Origin of the sequence: Streptomyces griseicoloratus (assembly GCF_014534645.1) — a bacterium.
GTDB lineage: Bacteria > Actinomycetota > Actinomycetes > Streptomycetales > Streptomycetaceae > Streptomyces > Streptomyces griseicoloratus.
In genome coordinates this window covers 1-16,900 of the sequence record NZ_JACVQF010000192.1, presented here as the reverse complement: position 1 = coordinate 16,900, position 16,900 = coordinate 1, and the positions used below count along the sequence as shown (strand labels likewise).

Here is a 16,900-nt window from a genome sequence, read left to right as displayed (position 1 = left end):
GCCTGCATGCCGCTGTGGTTCTGTTCAGTGGTACCAGGAAAACGCGCCGGAGACTGTACGGAGTCGACGGCTCGCTTTCCGCGGTCTGCTTCGTAAGGTCACTACATGACCGTTTTGGATGAGGCGCCGGGTGAGCCGACGGATGCGCGCGGGCGAGTGGCCGAGCTGCACGAGATCCGTGCGCAGGCACTGGCCGGTCCCAGCGAGAGGGCGACCGAGGCGCAGCACGCCAAGGGCAAGCTGACCGCGCGGGAGCGCATCGAACTCCTCCTCGACCCGGACTCCTTCCGGGAGGTCGAGCAACTGCGCCGGCACCGGGCGACCGGTTTCGGACTGGAGGCCAAGAAGCCGTACACGGACGGTGTGATCACCGGCTGGGGCACGGTGGAGGGCCGTACGGTCTTCGTCTACGCCCATGACTTCCGGATCTTCGGCGGCGCGCTGGGCGAGGCCCACGCCACCAAGATCCACAAGATCATGGACATGGCCATCGCCGCGGGTGCGCCGCTGGTCTCCCTGAACGACGGCGCCGGCGCCCGCATCCAGGAGGGCGTCAGCGCCCTCGCCGGCTACGGCGGCATCTTCCAGCGCAACACCAAGGCGTCGGGTGTGATCCCGCAGATCTCGGTGATGCTGGGCCCGTGCGCGGGCGGCGCGGCCTACAGCCCCGCCCTGACGGACTTCGTGTTCATGGTCCGCGACACCTCCCAGATGTTCATCACCGGCCCGGACGTGGTCAAGGCGGTGACGGGTGAGGAGATCACCCAGAACGGCCTGGGCGGTGCGGACGTGCACGCGGAGACGAGCGGTGTCTGCCACTTCGCGTACGACGACGAGGAGACCTGCATCGCCGAGGTGCGCTACCTCCTGTCGCTCCTGCCGCAGAACAACCGGGAGAACCCGCCGCGGGTGGAGAGCACCGACCCGGTGGACCGCCGCAGCGACGTCCTGCTGGACCTGGTCCCGGCGGACGGCAACCGGCCGTACGACATGGCGAAGGTCATCGAGGAGATCGTCGACGACGGCGAGTACCTGGAGGTCCACGAGCGCTGGGCGCGCAACATCATCTGCGCGCTGGCCCGCATCGACGGCCAGGTCGTCGGCATCGTCGCCAACCAGCCGCAGACCCTCGCCGGCGTCCTCGACATCGAGGCCAGCGAGAAGGCCGCCCGCTTCGTGCAGATGTGCGACGCGTTCAACATCCCGATCATCACTCTTTTGGACGTCCCCGGCTTCCTGCCGGGCGTCGACCAGGAGCACGGTGGAATCATCCGGCACGGCGCGAAGCTGCTGTACGCCTACTGCAACGCGACGGTGCCGAGGATCTCGCTGATCCTGCGCAAGGCGTACGGAGGTGCCTACATCGTCATGGACAGCCAGTCGATCGGCGCCGACCTCACCTTCGCGTGGCCGACGAACGAGATCGCCGTGATGGGAGCGGAGGGCGCGGCCAACGTCATCTTCCGCCGCCAGATCGCCGAGGCCGAGGACCCCGACGCCATGCGGGCCCGCATGGTCAAGGAGTACAAGGCCGAGCTGATGCACCCGTACTACGCGGCCGAGCGCGGCCTCGTCGACGACGTCATCGACCCCGCCGAGACCCGCGAGGTGCTCGTCAGGTCCCTGGCGATGCTCCAGACCAAGCACGCCGACCTGCCCTCCCGCAAGCACGGCAACCCGCCCCAGTGACCCGGACAGGGAGATCGACACCCATGACCACGCCCGACATCCGCGTCGAGAAGGGCCACGCCGAGCCCGAGGAGGTCGCCGCCATCACGGCCCTCCTCATGGCCCGTGCCGCCGCCCGCCCCGCCGAGATCGCCCCGGCCCACGGCGGCCGCGTCCGTGCCGGCTGGCGCCGCCTGGAACGCGAGCCCGGCTTCCGCGCCCCGCACAGCTGGCGCTGACCGCAGCAACGCGAAGAGGCCCCTCCGCCAAGGAGGGGCCTCTTCGCGTGATGCCGGCGAGGGCAACGCCCCCAGGGGCGCGGGCGCGAGCAATCCACGACGACCGCACCCGGCAATGCAACAGCCCCCGGCAGCCCAGTGGCCGCAGGGGGCGTCGCGCAACCCGGCGCTACGGGGTGCCGCCTGCGCGCACCCGTGCCGCCCCAGGCGGCACGACTGCCCGCAGGCTCCGCGCGCGGAGCGCTAGCGCAGGCGGGCCATCAGCGCGTGCTCCACGAGAGTGATCAGCGTCGACTTCGCGTCGGCCCGATGCCGCGCGTCCGTCGTGATGATCGGCGTGTCGGGACCGATCTGCAGGGCCTCCCGGACCTCGTCCGGGTTGTACGGCTGCTGGCCGTCGAAGCCGTTCAGCGCGATGACGAAGGGCAGGCCCGAGTTCTCGAAGTAGTCGACGGCGGGGAAGCAGTCGGCGAGCCTCCGCGTGTCGACCAGGACCACCGCGCCGATGGCGCCGCGCACCAGGTCGTCCCACATGAACCAGAACCGGTCCTGGCCGGGCGTACCGAACAGGTACAGGATCAGGTCCTGGTCGAGCGTGATGCGGCCGAAGTCCATGGCGACCGTGGTGGTCGTCTTGTCCCCGGTGTGGGTGAGGTCGTCGATGCCCGCAGACGCGGATGTCATCACGGCCTCGGTGCGCAGCGGGTTGATCTCCGAGACGGCGCCGACGAACGTGGTCTTGCCCACGCCGAAGCCGCCAGCCACCACGATCTTCGCGGACGTGGTGGAGCGGGAAGGCCCTCCGCTAGAGCTTGCGAAGTCCACTGAGCACCCTTTCGAGCAGTGTCACGTCTGGCTGGCCGCCGGCGTTCTCGTCGCCGCCGGGCTGATGGATGGCGACCAGTCCCGCCTCCGCCAAGTCGGCGACGAGGATCCTGGCCACGCCGAGAGGGATCGTCAGGAGGGCCGAGATCTCGGCCACCGACTTGATTTCCCGGCAGAGGTGGCAGATCCGCTGATGCTCGGGCAGCTGGCCCTGCATCTGGTGCGGCTGCGCGGTGGTGTGCACCAGCGCCTCGATGGCGAGCTGGTACCGCGGCCTGGTGCGGCCGCCCGTCATGGCGTACGGACGCACCAGGGGGTTGTTCGACGCCCCGGCGGGCGCCGGCTCTGGGGTGCGGCGCTGCGGCTGCACGGGCTGGATGCGCGGGGCCTGCGGCTGGTCGTACGGCGAAGGGCCGGGGCCCTGTGGCGCGTACGGCTGCCGGTGGCCGGGGACGGAGGGGAAGCCGTACGGGTTTGCCGAGCCGTCGCTGTGGCCCTGTGCGGGGCCGTACGACCAGTTGCCCGAAGACGGACCGCCTGGGGGTGTTGCCACTTTCTCCTCCTCCGACTGTGCCTGGCACCCATCACTGTGGAGCCGCGTCCCGAAACCTTACGGCCACGGGACGCCAAAACGCACCGTCTGCCCGTTAGTTGAGAAGGCTCCCCTGGAGCTCCGCGCGCAGGTCCGGCGTCAGGACCGTACCGGCGCGGTCCACCAGAAGGGCCATCTCGTACCCAATGAGGCCGATGTCCGCCTCCGGGTGTGCAAGAACCGCGAGCGAGGAACCGTCGGAGATGGACATGATGAAGAGGAATCCCCTCTCCATCTCCACAACCGTCTGGTTCACGCTGCCGCCCTCGAAGATGCGCGAGGCACCGGCGGTCAGCGAGGTCAGACCGGAGGCGACGGCCGCGAGCTGATCGGCGCGGTCGCGCGGGAAGCCTTCGGACATCGCCAGAAGGAGTCCGTCGGCGGAGACCACCACCGTGTGGGACACCCCCGGGGTGTTGTCCACGAAGTTGGTGATCAACCAGTTCAGGTTCTGTGCCGCCTGGCTCATCGGGCTCACACTAACGCTCCTGGTTGTAGGTGCTGTCAGGACCGAAGCCCTGGCCGTTCGTTTCACTGCCTGCGGTGCGGCCCCGTTGGACACCGCGCCGCAGGTTGCTCAGCCTGCCCCGGACGTCCTCCGGGGCGCGGGAGACCTGGGGGCCTCCCTGGGGGGTGGTTTCGGCGGAGCCCTCGACCAGGTTGGCCCTGGGCACCCGCCGCGGCAGACCGGAGGAGGTCACTCCGCCCGCCTTGGGCTTCCTCAGCTGCGAGGCCTGCTGCCAGCGCTCGTCGTTGGCCGAACGCCAGTCGCCGTCGTCGCCCGCGGCGGAAGCCGGCGCCTCGTGGTTCCCGTGCCGCCCCGCCTCGCCCGTGCCGCCGGCGGTGGATCCGCGGCGGGGAAGCCCGGCGTCGGTCAGCTCGTGGACGGCGGAGGGGCCCGGACCCGGACGGTCGAAGCCTACGCGGTCCGGCTCGCTCACGTCAGCGGCCTGCGTGGATTCCGCTTCCTGGGCTTCCGCAGGGTACTGGGTCGGGTAGCCGTTCTGGTAGCCGTTCTGCTGCGGCCAGTCGTCCTGGTGACGGCGCTGCTCGAAGGCAGAGTACGTCTCCTGGCCGCCGGCGCCCGCCGTCGCGTGCTCCTCCTGGCCCGGCTCCGCATACGAGGGCTCGGGGTAACCGCCGGCCGCCGGGTAGCCGTCGCTCTGCGGCAGGCCGCCGTCCGGCGCGAAGTACTGCTCGTCGTACGCCTGCTGCTGCGGCTCCTGGTACGCCGTCTGCTGGTCGTACGCGGCGGGCTGCTGCTCCGGGTAGCCGCCCTGACCCTGGTCGTAGCCCTGCCCGCCGGCGAACTGGTCGGCGTACCCGGCCGTCTCGTCGGCCCCGGGGCCGTTCTGGCCCGCCGGCGCCTGCGGCTGGGGCTGCGCCTGGGCCTCCAGGGCCGCGCGGCGCTCCTCGCGCATCAGGGACCGGCCGACCGGGTCGAGCTCGCGTATGTCGTCGGGGACGTCGGCGTAGCGGCTGTCGTCGAAGCCCAGCTCGGCGGCGGTCCGCAGCGGCTGCTGCTGGCCGAAGTCCTCGCCCTGGAACTTCTGCTCGGGGATGATCTGCGAGACGGTGAACTCGTCGCGCTGCACCTGCTGCTCGCCGCCACCGCCGTGGGTGATGGCGTCCGGGAGCATGACCAGGGACGTGGTGCCCGCCTGCTCGCCGGAGGGGCGCAGCTGGACGCGGATGCCGTGCCGGTCGGACAGCCGGCCGACCACGAACAGGCCCATGCGCTGCGAGATCGCGGCGTCCACGGTGGGCGGGTTGGCCAGCTTGTGGTTGATGTCCGCGAAGTCCTCGGCGGTCAGGCCGATGCCCTTGTCGTGGATCTCGATCATCACACGGCCGTCGGGCAGCCGGGTGGCGGTGACGCGGACCTTGGTCTGCGGCGAGGAGAACGTGGTGGCGTTCTCCAGGAGCTCGGCGAGCAGGTGCACGAGGTCGGTCACGGCGCGGCCGTGGATGTCGGCCTCCGGGACGCCGGACAGCTCGATGCGCTCGTACTGCTCCACCTCGGAGGAGGCGGCGCGCAGCACGTCGACCAGCGGGACCGGCTGGTCCCAGCGGCGGCCGGGCTCCTCGCCGGCGAGGACCAGCAGGTTCTCGCCGTTGCGGCGCATGCGGGTCGCGAGGTGGTCCAGGCGGAAGAGGTTCTCCAGCTGGTCCGGGTCGGCCTCGTTGTTCTCCAGGTCCGTGATCAGGGTCAGCTGGCCCTCGATCAGGGACTGGTTGCGGCGGGAGAGGTTGGTGAAGATCGCGTTGATGTTGCCCCGCAGCAGCGCCTGTTCGGAGGCGAGCCGGACGGCCTCGCGGTGCACCTGGTCGAAGGCGCGGGCGACCTCGCCGATCTCGTCGGTCGAGGAGATCGGGATCGGCGCGACCCGGGTGTCGACCCGGCCGGGGTCGGTGCGGGAGAGCTGGTCGACCAGCATCGGCAGACGCTGCTCGGCGATGCCGAAGGCGGCGTTGCGCAGCTGCCGCATGGAGCGGCTCATCTGGCGGGCCACCATGCCGGCCAGGATGAACGCGGCGAGCAGCGCGACCACGACGATGGCACTCGTGATGTAGGTGTCCTGCTCGGCGTCGTCGGCGATGGCGGCGGCCTCGGCGACCGCCTTGTCGGCCATGTCCGCCTCGATCGTGCGGTAGGCGTCGAACTTGAGGGTGTTGACCGCCCACCAGTTCTCGGGCGTGATGCCCTGCTGGGCCAGTGCCGCGCGAGCGCTGGTGTCCGTGGAGTCCAGCTGGGCCAGCTCCGAGACCATCGTGGTGGGGTTGGACGGCGGCGGCACGTAGTCCGGGTCCTTGGCCGCGGCCTCCTTGGCCATGGCGGCGCCGTCGGACTTGACCTTCTTCTCCGCGTCCTCGAGCTTCTGCGCGTCCGCCTCGGTGCCACCGCCGAGGTACTCCTCGACGGCGATGCCCTCCAGGTAGGCGTAGGAGGACAGGGCGACGCGCTGGCTGGCGAGGTGGCTGGGCTCCGGTCCCGGCTTGACCAGCATGTGCATGCCGATGGAACGCTCCAGCGACAGCGCGGCCTTGGTCAGCGAGATGGCGTAGACGGTGCGGCCGTAGGAGGTGATGTTGCCGGTGCCGAGGCCGAGCTCGTTGGCGAACTCCATCAGGGGGTGGGCGACCTCGACGTAGCCCTCCTCCGTCTGAACGCCCTTGAGCTTGGAGGTGTAGGCGGCGGCACGCAGCGTCTGGAGCTTGGGCTCCGTCTCGCGGAACAGCTTCAGACGCCGCTCCAGGCCGGGCTTGGCCGGCATGTTCTGCGCGGCCTCGTCGAAGGTGTCGGCGGCGGCGTCCGTGGCCTGGCGGGCCTTGGCGACGGCGGAGTCCTTCTGTCCCTTGCCCTGCAGCAGCGGGGCGGCGGAGACGTCCCGCTCGTTGTAGAGGGCGTTGGCGTAGCTGAGGGAGGCCTGGACCAGGCGTGCGGTGCTCTCGGCGTCCTCGGCGTCCTGCCAGGTGTCGATCGAGCTCTTCACCTGGAAGCCGCCCATGACGAGGCCGACCAGCACGGGTATGAGCAGGATCGCGTTCAGCCGGGTGGTCACCCGCCAGTTGCGCGGGGAGAGACGGCCGCCGCTCTGGGCAGGCGCGGCCGTCGGTTCCGAACCGGGCACGGGGGCGGGCGCCGCTGTGCGCGGCGGCGGGGTGAAGTTGCCCCGGGCCGATGGCTCGGGACTGTTCTTGCTTCGCCTCACTCGACCAACAACCTCTCGGCGGTCGGCACCTTCGTCGTGCCGCAGTGTCTCAGAGCCCAGTCCGTCATCGAGTACGCGCTACTGCTGAGTACGTCTTTGACCATTGGGCAGTTCTGGCATTCCAGCACGACGACCTGCGCTCTTCCAAACACTGGAACGCGGGGATTACACGTGATGTAAGCCCCAGATAAAACGGTCATAAAGAGCGAGGCCCGTCAAAAGACGGGCTGTTCGTGCGCGCAGCGACACCGATTGACCGCGACGCGTGTCGGTACCACCCGATTCCTCTGCCGAAACGTTATGAACACCGGAGCCGACCGTGTCAAAGGACACAGTCGGTTCCGCCGCATCTACGGCAACTGCCGTATCCCGCCTACCGACTTGGGTGTCACCTCAGCCGTGCCATCAGCGCATGCTCCACCAGCGTGATCAGCGCACTCTTGGCGTCGGCCCGGTGCCGGGCGTCGGTGGTGATGATCGGGGTGTCGGGGCCGATCTGCAGCGCCTCGCGCACCTCGTCCGGGGTGTACGGCTGCTGGCCGTCGAAGCCGTTGAGGGCGACGACGAAGGGCAGGCCCGAGTTCTCGAAGTAGTCCACGGCCGGGAAGCAGTCGGCCAGCCGCCGGGTGTCGACCAGGACCACCGCGCCGATGGCGCCGCGCACCAGGTCGTCCCACATGAACCAGAACCGGTCCTGGCCGGGCGTACCGAACAGGTACAGGATCAGGTCCTGGTCGAGCGTGATGCGGCCGAAGTCCATGGCGACCGTGGTGGTCGTCTTGTCCCCGGCGTGCGTGAGGTCGTCGATCCCGGCGCTGGCGGAGGTCATCACGGCCTCGGTGCGCAGCGGATTGATCTCGGAGACGGCGCCGACGAACGTGGTCTTGCCCACGCCGAAGCCGCCGGCCACCACGATCTTCGCGGAGGTGGTCGCCCGACCCCCGTCAGAGCTTGCGAAGTCCACTGAGCACCCTTTCGAGCAGTGTCACGTCCGGCGCACCGCCGTTGTTCTCGTCGCCGCCCGGCTGGTGGACGGCCACGAGTCCGGCCTCGGCGAGGTCCGCCACCAGGATCCGGGCCACGCCCAGCGGCATCGACAGCAGAGCCGACACCTCGGCCACCGACTTCACCTCACGGCACAGGTGGCAGATGCGCTGGTGCTCGGGAAGCAGCCCCATGAGCGCTGCCGGATCGGCCGTCGTGCTGATCAGCGCCTCGATGGCGAGCTGATAGCGCGGCCTCGTCCGGCCGCCGGTCATCGCGTACGGACGTACCAGCGGCTGGTCGCCCTCGTCCTCGTACGGCTCCGCGTACGGATCATGAGAGGCGGTGGGCGGGGTCATGAATCCTCCGGGCGGGACAGCAAGTCGGTCAGTCGTGACCGTCTGACGAGGCCGGTGGGGGGATTGTGGCGGCCGGACGGTGATTTGGTGAGACGGGTGGTGCCGGGGCCGGTCAGTGGAGCAGACTTCCCTGTAGTTCGGCGCGCAGGTCGGGCGTGAGCACCGCGCCCGCGCGGTCGACGAGGAGTGCCATCTCGTAGCCGACGAGGCCGATGTCGCACTCCGGATGGGCGAGGACGGCCAGGGAAGAGCCGTCCGAGACGGACATGAGGAAGAGGAACCCGCGTTCCATCTCCACGACCGTCTGTGCCACGTTGCCGCCCTCGAAGATCCGGGACGCCCCGGCGGTCAGTGAGGTCAGCCCCGAGGCGACGGCCGCCAGTTGGTCGGCGCGGTCGCGCGGGAAGCCCTCGGACATCGCCAGAAGGAGTCCGTCGGCGGACACGACGACGGTGTGGGACACCCCCGGGGTGTTGTCCACGAAATTCGTGATCAACCAGTTGAGGTTCTGTGCCGCCTGGCTCATCGGGCTCAACTAACGCTCCTGCTGGTGAGTGGGCCGCGGGTAGCTGCCGGTCTGGTTGCTGCCGGCCTGACGGCCCTGTGCGATTCCCCGACGGAGATTGGTCAGCCGGCCGCGCACGTCGTCGGGCGCGCGCGAGACCTGCGGACCGCTCTGGTGCGACTGCTGCTGAGCCGTGCCCGGGACCAGGTTGGCCCGGGGCACCCGGCGCGGCAGGCCGGAGGTGGTGACCCCGCCCGCGGCCGGCTGCCGGACGCGCTCGGCCTGCCGGACGAGGTCGTCGTTCGGCGAGCTGCGCCAGGCGGAGGTGGTGCTCCGCTGGGGCGCGGAGGGGGACTGCTGTGCCGCGGGGGCCTGCGGCTCCTGGGCGTTGCCCTGCGTCCTCGCCGCACGGTCGCCGTGGAACCAGTTGGTCTCCAGCGTGTCGTACAGCGGGGTGCGCCCGTCACCGGGGCCGGACGCCGGCGGCAGGGCCTCGGGCTCCTGGCGCACGGGGCGGCGCTGCGGGGCCGGGGCCTGCGGGGCGCCGAAGTCGCCGCCGTGCTGGGCGCCGTTGACCTGCGGACGCTCGAACTGGCCGGTGGCGGACGGGTTGTGCCGGTCCGGCAGGGCGTGCTGCCCGGTGGAGCCGTTGTCGTACGCCTGCGGGGCCGCGAACTGACCGGTCGTGGCCGGGTCGTTGGGCACGCCCTGCCCGCCGAAGATGTCCTGGCGGACGAACTGCCCGTTGTCCGCCTGCGGAGCGGGCGGCGCGGCGGGGGCGAACCGGTCGCCCTGCGGGGCGTTCGTCCCGGGACGGCCGTAGTGCTCGGGGCCGGCCTGGGCGAACTGGCCCGTGTTCTGCGGGGCGGCGGGAGGTGCCGGGGCGTCGAAGTCGGGGCGGGCGAACTCGGCCGTGGAGCCGGGGCCCTGGTGCTCGTCGAACCGGGGGACCGCCGGAATCTCCGCGGTCGAACCCGGGCCCTGCCGGTCGTCGAAGCGCGGCGTCCGGTCGGTCCGGGAGGAGTCCGGCTCCTCGTGGCCGCGCGGGGTGTCCAGCGAGGCGCGCGGCACGGGCGGCTGCGCGTTCTCGTCGCTCCAGCTGGGCACGCGGGGCTGCGGGTTGCCGCCGGGCAGCTCGGCCCGCGGGCCGCCGCGCGGCGGAAGCTGCGGACGACGGTCCTGTCCGGCCTCGCCGTTGCCGTTGTTCCTGCGCCTGCCGCGCTGCGGGGACGGGGACGGCCCACGACCGCCGCCGAAGGCGTCCTGGCCCTGCGGCGCGTTGTTCTGCGGTGCGTTGCCCTGCGGCGCGTTCATGCCCGCGGCCTGCAGGCCCTGCGGGGCACCCGGCGCCTGACCGGCACCGGCGGGAGCGGGGCGGCCCTGCTGAGGAGCGGCCGGGGCCTGCGGTCCGCGCGCTCCTCCCGGAGCACCCGGACGGCCGCCCGCGTCGCGCCCGGGCAGCGCGGCCCGCGGGCCCTGACCGGCGCCGAGCCGGCCGCCGCCCGGTGCACCGGCGCCGAGGGCGCCGCCACCGAGACCACCGCCACCACCGAGGCCACCGCCCTGGCCGCCGCGCCGGGCCGCCGCGGCACCGGCCGCGGCCTGCGCGGCCGCCGGACCGCCGCCGCCCACGGCCGGCTGACCCGGCTTGGGCTGCGGCTTGCGGCCGCCCTGGGCGACGTCGACGGGCAGCATGACCAGCGCGGTCGTACCGCCGGAGTCGGACGGGCGCAGCTGGATGCGGATGCCGTGCCGCTGCGACAGACGGCCGACCACGAACAGACCCATGCGGCGGGAGACGGAGACGTCCACGGTGGGCGGCGAGGCGAGCCGCTCGTTGATCGCGGCGAGGTCCTCCGGCGACAGGCCGATACCGGTGTCGTGGATCTCGATCAGCACGCGGCCGTCGGGCAGCGCGTGACCGGTGACCTTGACCTTGGTCTGCGGCGAGGAGAACGACGTCGCGTTCTCCAGCAGCTCGGCGAGCAGGTGCACGAGGTCGTTGACGACCCGGCCGGCCACCTCGGTGGTCGGCACGGCGGCCAGCTCGATGCGCTCGTACTGCTCCACCTCGGAGGCGGCGGCGCGCAGCACGTCGACCAGCGGGACCGGGCGGGTCCAGCGGCGGCCGGGCTCCTCACCCGCGAGGACGAGGAGGTTCTCACCGTTACGGCGCATGCGCGTGGCGAGGTGGTCGAGCTTGAACAGCGAGGAGAGCTGGTCCGGGTCGGCCTCGCGGGACTCCAGCTCGGAGATCAGCGACAGCTGGCGCTGGATCAGACCCTGGGAGCGGCGCGAGAGGTTGGTGAACATCGCGTTGACGTTGCCCCGCAGCAGGGCCTGCTCGGCGGCGAGGCGGACCGCCTCGCGGTGCACGTCGTCGAAGGCCGCGGCCACCCGGCCGATCTCGTCCCGGGAGTGCACGCCGACCGACTCCACGGAGGTGTCCACGTCCTGCGGGTCGGTCTCCGAGAGCTGCTTGACCAGCTCGGGCAGACGGTCCTGGGCGACCTTGGTCGCGGTCTCCTCCAGGCGGCGCAGCGAGCGGATCATGGACCGGGCAACGACGAAGGCGCCGACCAGCGAGACGCCGAGCACGATCAGGATCAGCGCACCGGAGATGATGGCTTCCTGCTCGGAGGCGCTGCGCAGCTCGCGGGCCTTCTGCTCCATGTCCTCGAGCAGCGTGTGCTCGATGTTCTTCATCTGCTGGATCTTGGTGGAGCTGTCGTCCAGCCAGTCCTGGTACGACCGCTTGTCCAGCCCCTCGAGACCGTCCTGGCTGCTGAGCGCACGGCCGGCGTAGGTGTCGGTGGCCTCGATGGTCGGGTTGCCCTGGGAGATGGGCTTGAGGAGTTCCTCGGCGCCGTCGCCGTAGATGCTGCTGAAGCTGCGGATCTCGGACTTCTGGCTCTGCAGCGCGGACTCGGCGTACAGCCGGTCGTTCTCGGAGATGTTGCCGCGCGTGGTGTTGCTCGCCGGCAGGGCCGCCGCGATGACCGCGCGCTGGATGGACGCGTACTCCTTGGCCGACGAGAACGCGGCCAGGGCGCGCGTGCGCTGGATCATCTCCGGGTTGCTGGTCGCCTCCGCCATGTCCTGGGAGAGGTCGAGCAGGTGGGTGATCAGGCGGTGGTAGGCCTCGACGGTCTGGGTCGAGTTCTCCTCGGCCTGGTAGGCGCTGCTGCGGATCTTGTTGAGGTCGTTCAGGTCGCTCGCGAGGCCGACGAGGCTGTCGCGGACGCCGACGAGGTTGCCTTCCTTGCTGGCGCTGTCGATCTCCTCGGAGCTGTCGAGGAAGTTCTTCAGGGCCCGGTCGGTCTTCTCCCGGTCGCCCTTCACGGAGATCGCGCTGGCCTTCGAGCCGTGCGCGAGGGGGCCGGCGGACTGGTCGCGCTCCTCCTGGAGCGCGGCGGCCAGTTCGGTGGCCTGCTTGGTCATGTCCGTCAGCAGCTTCATGTTGTCGAGCTGCTGGATGTCGTCCATGGACTGGCTGATGCGCATCGCGCCCAGCGAGGTGGCCGCGACCACCGGGAGCGCGAGCAGCGACACCAGACGGGTGGAGATCCGCCAGTTCCGCAGGGCTATTCGCGGGCCGGGGCCGGTCGGGCCCTTGGGCGGCTTCGCCGCCGACGCCGGGGCCGAGGCGGTCGGGGCCCCAGCCGGACCGGGGCGTCCGGGGCGCTCCGCGCTGTCGCCGGACGGAGCCTGGCCCGGGTTCTGGGCGTGCTGGGGCGAGGAGCTGACGGCCGTGGGGCCGGTCCCGCCGTGCTCCGGCTCCGCCGAAGCGCTGCCATCCCTCTTGAAACGTCCCTGCACTAGCGTCGCAACCTCTGGACCAGGCGCCCCTCCGCACGAACGGCGGGACACGGTGTCGGCGTCATAGGGGCGCCCTGAATACGCCCCCGTGGTGGTCGTGAGTGACCGGCGCTGGCTCCCCCTTCGTGCCGCCGCTCGGCGCTTGTCTGCGCCCCCTGTGCGCCGGCTCGATCCTGCGGCGGTCCGTGGAATTCCAGCACAGTGCCGGATCTCCAACAAGGCCCGTGGGTCAGGCCGTGGCGTAGGTGACAGCACGTGAGGGCCGGGTCACGGGTCGTAGAAAATGATCACTCTCAAAACGGTCACATCCCCGCGAGTCGCCAATGCGCGACGGGTGTCCCAGTCGACATGATCAGGAGCGGAATGGGGGCTTCAGGGGGTCAATGTCCGTTTCGTTGGGGAGAACGGCGCGTCTGGATTGACCGGTTTGACCCTTGATAAGTGAGCAAACTCACACGGTGATCGCCGACTCTCCCCGCGTTCGACGGGAATCGCATGTTTAGCCTGACGCTTTACAGAGAAGGCAAAACCGACAACCCGCGCCCGCACGAGGGTCCTCGACCCCCTGGCGCCCGGACACGACAGGGTCTCGTTCAACCGTGAAGACGACGATGATGTTCCACAAGATCGCCAACCCGCGGCGCACGACGCTGGCACACCTGAAGGACGCCGACGAACTGCAGACGCCGGACCGGCCGGAGCACCCCGTCGAGCTCCCCGCCCAGACCGCCAACCCCCGGCGCACCGTCCTCATGGAGATCCCGGTCGCGGCCTCCGCCGCAGAGTAGTACGCCCCCGGGCCGCCGCCCGTTCACGCGGCGGCCGGGAGCGGGCACCACGGGCGCCCGCGCACGACCTGCCGCGGTACACGGCGGGTGATGCGCGAGGCGCCCGACCCCTGCCGCGTTAGCCTGGAGCGTCAGACTCCAGCCGCTTCAGCAAGGGGCCAAGCAACCCGTGCGCATCGCCAGGTTCTCCATCGACGGGAACGTCGCCTTCGGCGCGGTCGAGGGCGACCAGCCGGACGAGCTCGTCCTCGACATCATCAAGGGCATCCCCTACGCGGACTTCGAGCTCTCCGGCACCAAGGTGCCGCTGAGCAAGGTACGGCTCCTGCCGCCGGTGCTCCCCAACAAGGTCGTGGCCTTCGGCCGCAACTACGCCGAGCACGCCCGCGAACTCGGCAACGAGGTGCCCGAGGCCCCGTTCGCCTTCTTCAAGCCATCCACCTCGGTCATCGGCCCCGGCGACGACATCCAGTACCCCTCCTTCTCCGAGGAACTGCACCACGAGGCCGAGCTCGCCGTGGTCATCGGCCGCATGTGCCGCGAGGTCCCGCGCGAACGCGTCAAGGACGTGATCTTCGGCTACACCTGCGCCAATGACGTCACCGCCCGCGACGTGCAGCGCCGCGAGAAGCAGTGGGCCAGGGCCAAGGGCTTCGACTCCTCCTGCCCGCTGGGCCCCTGGGTGGAGACCGACCTGGACCCCGCCGACCTGACCATCCAGCTCACGGTCAACGGCGCGCAGCGCCAGCTCGGCCGCACCAGCGAGATGATCCACTCCGTCGAGGACCTGATCGTCAACATCTCCGAGGCCATGACGCTGCTCCCGGGCGACGTGATCCTCACGGGCACCCCGGCTGGGGTCGGCCCCCTCAACGTCGGCGACGAGGTCGCCGTCACCATCGAAGGCATCGGCACTCTCACCAACAAGGTTGTCAAGCGTGGCTAGCGCACCCGGCTCCCCAGTACGCGTCCGTTTCTGTCCGTCCCCCACCGGTAACCCCCACGTGGGCCTGGTCCGCACCGCCCTGTTCAACTGGGCGTTCGCCCGGCACCACGGCGGCACCCTGGTCTTCCGCATCGAGGACACCGACGCGGCCCGCGACTCCGAGGAGTCGTACCAGCAGCTGCTCGACGCCATGCGCTGGCTGGGCTTCGACTGGGACGAGGGCCCCGAGGTCGGCGGCCCCCACGCGCCGTACCGCCAGTCGCAGCGCATGGACATCTACAAGGACGTCGCCGCCAAGCTGCTCGACGCCGGCCACGCCTACCACTGCTACTGCTCCCAGGAGGAGCTGGACACCCGCCGCGAGGCCGCCCGCGCCGCCGGGAAGCCCTCCGGCTACGACGGCCACTGCCGCGACCTGAGCGCCGAGCAGGTCGAGGAGTACAAGGCGCAGGGCCGCGAGCCCATCGTGCGCTTCCGCATGCCCGACGAGCCGATCACCTTCACGGACCTGGTCCGCGGCGAGATCACGTACCTCCCCGAGAACGTCCCGGACTACGGCATCGTCCGGGCGAACGGCGCCCCCCTCTACACGCTCGTCAACCCGGTCGACGACGCCCTGATGGAGATCACCCACGTCCTGCGCGGTGAGGACCTGCTGTCCTCCACCCCGCGGCAGATCGCCCTGTACAAGGCGCTGATCGAGCTGGGCATCGCCAAGGAGATCCCCGCCTTCGGCCACCTGCCGTACGTGATGGGCGAGGGCAACAAGAAGCTCTCCAAGCGCGACCCGCAGTCGAGCCTGAACCTCTACCGGGAGCGCGGCTTCCTGCCCGAGGGCCTGCTCAACTACCTCTCGCTGCTCGGCTGGTCGCTCTCGGCCGACCAGGACATCTTCACCATCGACGAGATGATCGCGGCCTTCGACGTCTCCGACGTCAACCCCAACCCGGCCCGCTTCGACCTCAAGAAGTGCGAGGCGATCAACGGCGACCACATCCGCCTGCTGGAGGTCAAGGACTTCACCGAGCGGTGCCGCCCGTGGCTGAAGGCCCCCGCCGCCCCCTGGGCGCCGGAGGACTTCGACGAGGCCAAGTGGCAGGCGATCGCGCCGCACGCGCAGACCCGCCTGAAGGTCCTCTCCGAGATCACCGACAACGTCGACTTCCTGTTCCTGCCGGAGCCGGTCTTCGACGAGGCCAGCTGGACGAAGGCCATGAAGGAGGGCTCGGACGCCCTGCTGCGCACCGCCCGCGAGAAGCTGGACGCGGCGGACTGGACCTCCCCCGAGGCCCTGAAGGAGGCGGTCCTGGCCGCCGGCGAGGCCCACGGCCTCAAGCTCGGCAAGGCCCAGGCCCCGGTCCGCGTCGCGGTCACCGGCCGCACGGTCGGCCTGCCCCTGTTCGAGTCCCTGGAGGTCCTGGGCAAGGACAAGGCGCTGGCCCGCATCGACGCGGCACTGGCCAGGCTGGCGGCGTAACGCACGCACGTGACAGGGGCGGCACCCGGACCGGGGTGCCGCCCCTTCGCCGTTCCGCGGGACGCGGCCGGGGGCCGGGCGCTACCGTCGGATCATGAGCATTCGCGCCGTGGTCTGGGACGTGGACGACACCCTGTTCGACTACACGAGCGCGGACCGCGAGGGCATGCACGCCCACCTGCTGGCCGAGGGGCTGATGGCCGGGTACGGCTCCGTGGAGGAGGCGCTGGCCCGCTGGCGGGAGATCACCGACCTGCAGTGGGCCCGGTTCGCGGCCGGCGAGGTCGATTTCGTCACACAGCGGCGCGACCGCACCCGGGTCTTCCTGGACCGTGACCTCACGGACACCGAGGCCGACGACTGGTTCGACCGGTACCTGGCCCACTACGAGGCCGCCTGGGCCCTCTTCCCGGACGTCCTGCCCGTCCTCGACGCCCTGGCCGCCAGCCACCGGCACGCGGTGCTGTCCAACTCCAGCCTCACCGTCCAGGACCGCAAGCTGCGCGTCCTCGGCGTGCACGACCGCTTCGAGGCCATCCTGTGCGCCGCCGAGCTGGGCGTCTCCAAGCCCGAGGCGGGGGCCTTCCTCGCGGCCTGCGAGGCCCTCGGCCTCCCGCCGCACCAGGTGGCGTACGTCGGCGACCACCCGGAGATCGACGGACGGGGCGCCGCGGACGCCGGGTTGCTGTCGGTGTGGATCGACCGCGACGGGGCCCGCGCGACGGCCGGCCCGCCCGCCGGACCACGCCGTATCGCGTCCCTCTCCGAACTGCCCGCGCTCCTCGGTGTCGATACTCGTTTTGGAGCCCCGTCCACCTTCAGGTAATGTTCTTCCTGCGCCGCCGGGGAGCGGGCCGAAAGGCCGGGAACCGGAAGCGCAAAGCTAGAACGAGATCCCCTCAGGGGCTTGCGTTCCAGTGGCCTATGGTGTAATTGGCAGCACGACTGATTCTGGTTCAGTTAGTCTTGGTTCGAGTCCAGGTAG

At 70.8% G+C, this 16,900-nt stretch carries 14 protein-coding genes; 6 read left to right on the top strand and 8 right to left on the bottom strand.

Annotation, left to right across the window (positions count from 1 at the left end):
- Positions 1-105 precede the first annotated feature (105 nt).
- A complete protein-coding gene (locus H0H10_RS17925; RefSeq protein ID WP_188182000.1) occupies positions 106-1,689 on the top strand; it encodes an acyl-CoA carboxylase subunit beta in 1,584 nt (527 codons plus the stop codon).
- 23 nt (positions 1,690-1,712) lie between these two features.
- Positions 1,713-1,907 (top strand): acyl-CoA carboxylase subunit epsilon, encoded by a 195-nt coding sequence (locus H0H10_RS17920; protein ID WP_188181999.1) that lies wholly within the window; start codon positions 1,713-1,715, stop codon positions 1,905-1,907.
- 243 nt (positions 1,908-2,150) lie between these two features.
- Here the strand turns inward: H0H10_RS17920 and H0H10_RS17915 are convergent, their stop codons facing one another.
- The 8 genes from H0H10_RS17915 to H0H10_RS17880 form a co-directional block, all read right to left on the bottom strand.
- Positions 2,151-2,732 carry a GTP-binding protein gene (locus H0H10_RS17915; protein ID WP_026243582.1) on the bottom strand — a complete coding sequence of 194 codons (582 nt, stop codon included), beginning with the start codon at positions 2,730-2,732 and terminating at the stop codon, positions 2,151-2,153.
- Positions 2,713-3,285 (bottom strand): DUF742 domain-containing protein, encoded by a 573-nt coding sequence (locus H0H10_RS17910; RefSeq protein ID WP_188181998.1) that lies wholly within the window; start codon positions 3,283-3,285, stop codon positions 2,713-2,715. The genes H0H10_RS17915 and H0H10_RS17910 overlap by 20 nt, the downstream gene beginning before the upstream one ends.
- A gap of 94 nt (positions 3,286-3,379) precedes the next feature.
- On the bottom strand, positions 3,380-3,793 hold the full coding sequence (locus H0H10_RS17905) for a roadblock/LC7 domain-containing protein (protein ID WP_004983065.1): 414 nt from the start codon (positions 3,791-3,793) through the stop codon (positions 3,380-3,382).
- 10 nt (positions 3,794-3,803) lie between these two features.
- Positions 3,804-7,037 (bottom strand): sensor histidine kinase, encoded by a 3,234-nt coding sequence (locus H0H10_RS17900; protein ID WP_188181997.1) that lies wholly within the window; start codon positions 7,035-7,037, stop codon positions 3,804-3,806.
- A 388-nt stretch (positions 7,038-7,425) separates the two neighbouring features.
- Positions 7,426-8,001: a GTP-binding protein gene (locus H0H10_RS17895; RefSeq protein ID WP_188181996.1), complete on the bottom strand. Its 576-nt coding sequence runs from the start codon at positions 7,999-8,001 to the stop codon at positions 7,426-7,428.
- Positions 7,982-8,380, bottom strand: a complete 399-nt coding sequence (locus H0H10_RS17890) for a DUF742 domain-containing protein (RefSeq protein ID WP_188181995.1) — start codon at positions 8,378-8,380, stop codon at positions 7,982-7,984. The genes H0H10_RS17895 and H0H10_RS17890 overlap by 20 nt, the downstream gene beginning before the upstream one ends.
- Before the next feature lie 112 nt (positions 8,381-8,492).
- Entirely contained in the window at positions 8,493-8,906 is a 414-nt protein-coding gene (locus H0H10_RS17885; protein ID WP_003973453.1) for a roadblock/LC7 domain-containing protein, read from the bottom strand.
- 9 nt (positions 8,907-8,915) lie between these two features.
- On the bottom strand, positions 8,916-12,704 hold the full coding sequence (locus tag H0H10_RS17880; protein WP_188181994.1) for a sensor histidine kinase: 3,789 nt from the start codon (positions 12,702-12,704) through the stop codon (positions 8,916-8,918).
- Positions 12,705-13,303: 599 nt separating this feature from the next.
- On the opposite strand from H0H10_RS17880, the gene H0H10_RS17875 reads away from it, so the two are divergent.
- The 4 genes from H0H10_RS17875 (at position 13,304) to H0H10_RS17860 (ending at position 16,741) form a co-directional block, all read left to right on the top strand.
- Positions 13,304-13,492 carry a hypothetical protein gene (locus H0H10_RS17875; protein WP_188181993.1) on the top strand — a complete coding sequence of 63 codons (189 nt, stop codon included), beginning with the start codon at positions 13,304-13,306 and terminating at the stop codon, positions 13,490-13,492.
- 169 nt (positions 13,493-13,661) lie between these two features.
- Positions 13,662-14,438 (top strand): fumarylacetoacetate hydrolase family protein, encoded by a 777-nt coding sequence (locus tag H0H10_RS17870; RefSeq protein WP_188181992.1) that lies wholly within the window; start codon positions 13,662-13,664, stop codon positions 14,436-14,438.
- A complete protein-coding gene (gene gltX / locus H0H10_RS17865) occupies positions 14,431-15,915 on the top strand; it encodes a glutamate--tRNA ligase (protein ID WP_188181991.1) in 1,485 nt (494 codons plus the stop codon). The genes H0H10_RS17870 and gltX overlap by 8 nt, the downstream gene beginning before the upstream one ends.
- A gap of 94 nt (positions 15,916-16,009) precedes the next feature.
- Positions 16,010-16,741 (top strand): HAD family hydrolase, encoded by a 732-nt coding sequence (locus H0H10_RS17860; RefSeq protein ID WP_188181990.1) that lies wholly within the window; start codon positions 16,010-16,012, stop codon positions 16,739-16,741.
- Positions 16,742-16,900: the final 159 nt, after the last annotated feature.

Excerpts from the sequence above, each read along its gene's own strand:
- H0H10_RS17860 (WP_188181990.1), top strand. The coding sequence starts at position 16,010 with ATGAGCATTCGCGCCGTGGTCTGGGACGTGGACGACACCCTGTTCGAC.
- H0H10_RS17925 (WP_188182000.1), top strand. The coding sequence starts at position 106 with ATGACCGTTTTGGATGAGGCGCCGGGTGAGCCGACGGATGCGCGCGGG.
- H0H10_RS17885 (WP_003973453.1), bottom strand. The coding sequence starts at position 8,906 with ATGAGCCAGGCGGCACAGAACCTCAACTGGTTGATCACGAATTTCGTG.
- H0H10_RS17905 (WP_004983065.1), bottom strand. The coding sequence starts at position 3,793 with ATGAGCCAGGCGGCACAGAACCTGAACTGGTTGATCACCAACTTCGTG.
- H0H10_RS17920 (WP_188181999.1), top strand. The coding sequence starts at position 1,713 with ATGACCACGCCCGACATCCGCGTCGAGAAGGGCCACGCCGAGCCCGAG.
- H0H10_RS17890 (WP_188181995.1), bottom strand. The coding sequence starts at position 8,380 with ATGACCCCGCCCACCGCCTCTCATGATCCGTACGCGGAGCCGTACGAG.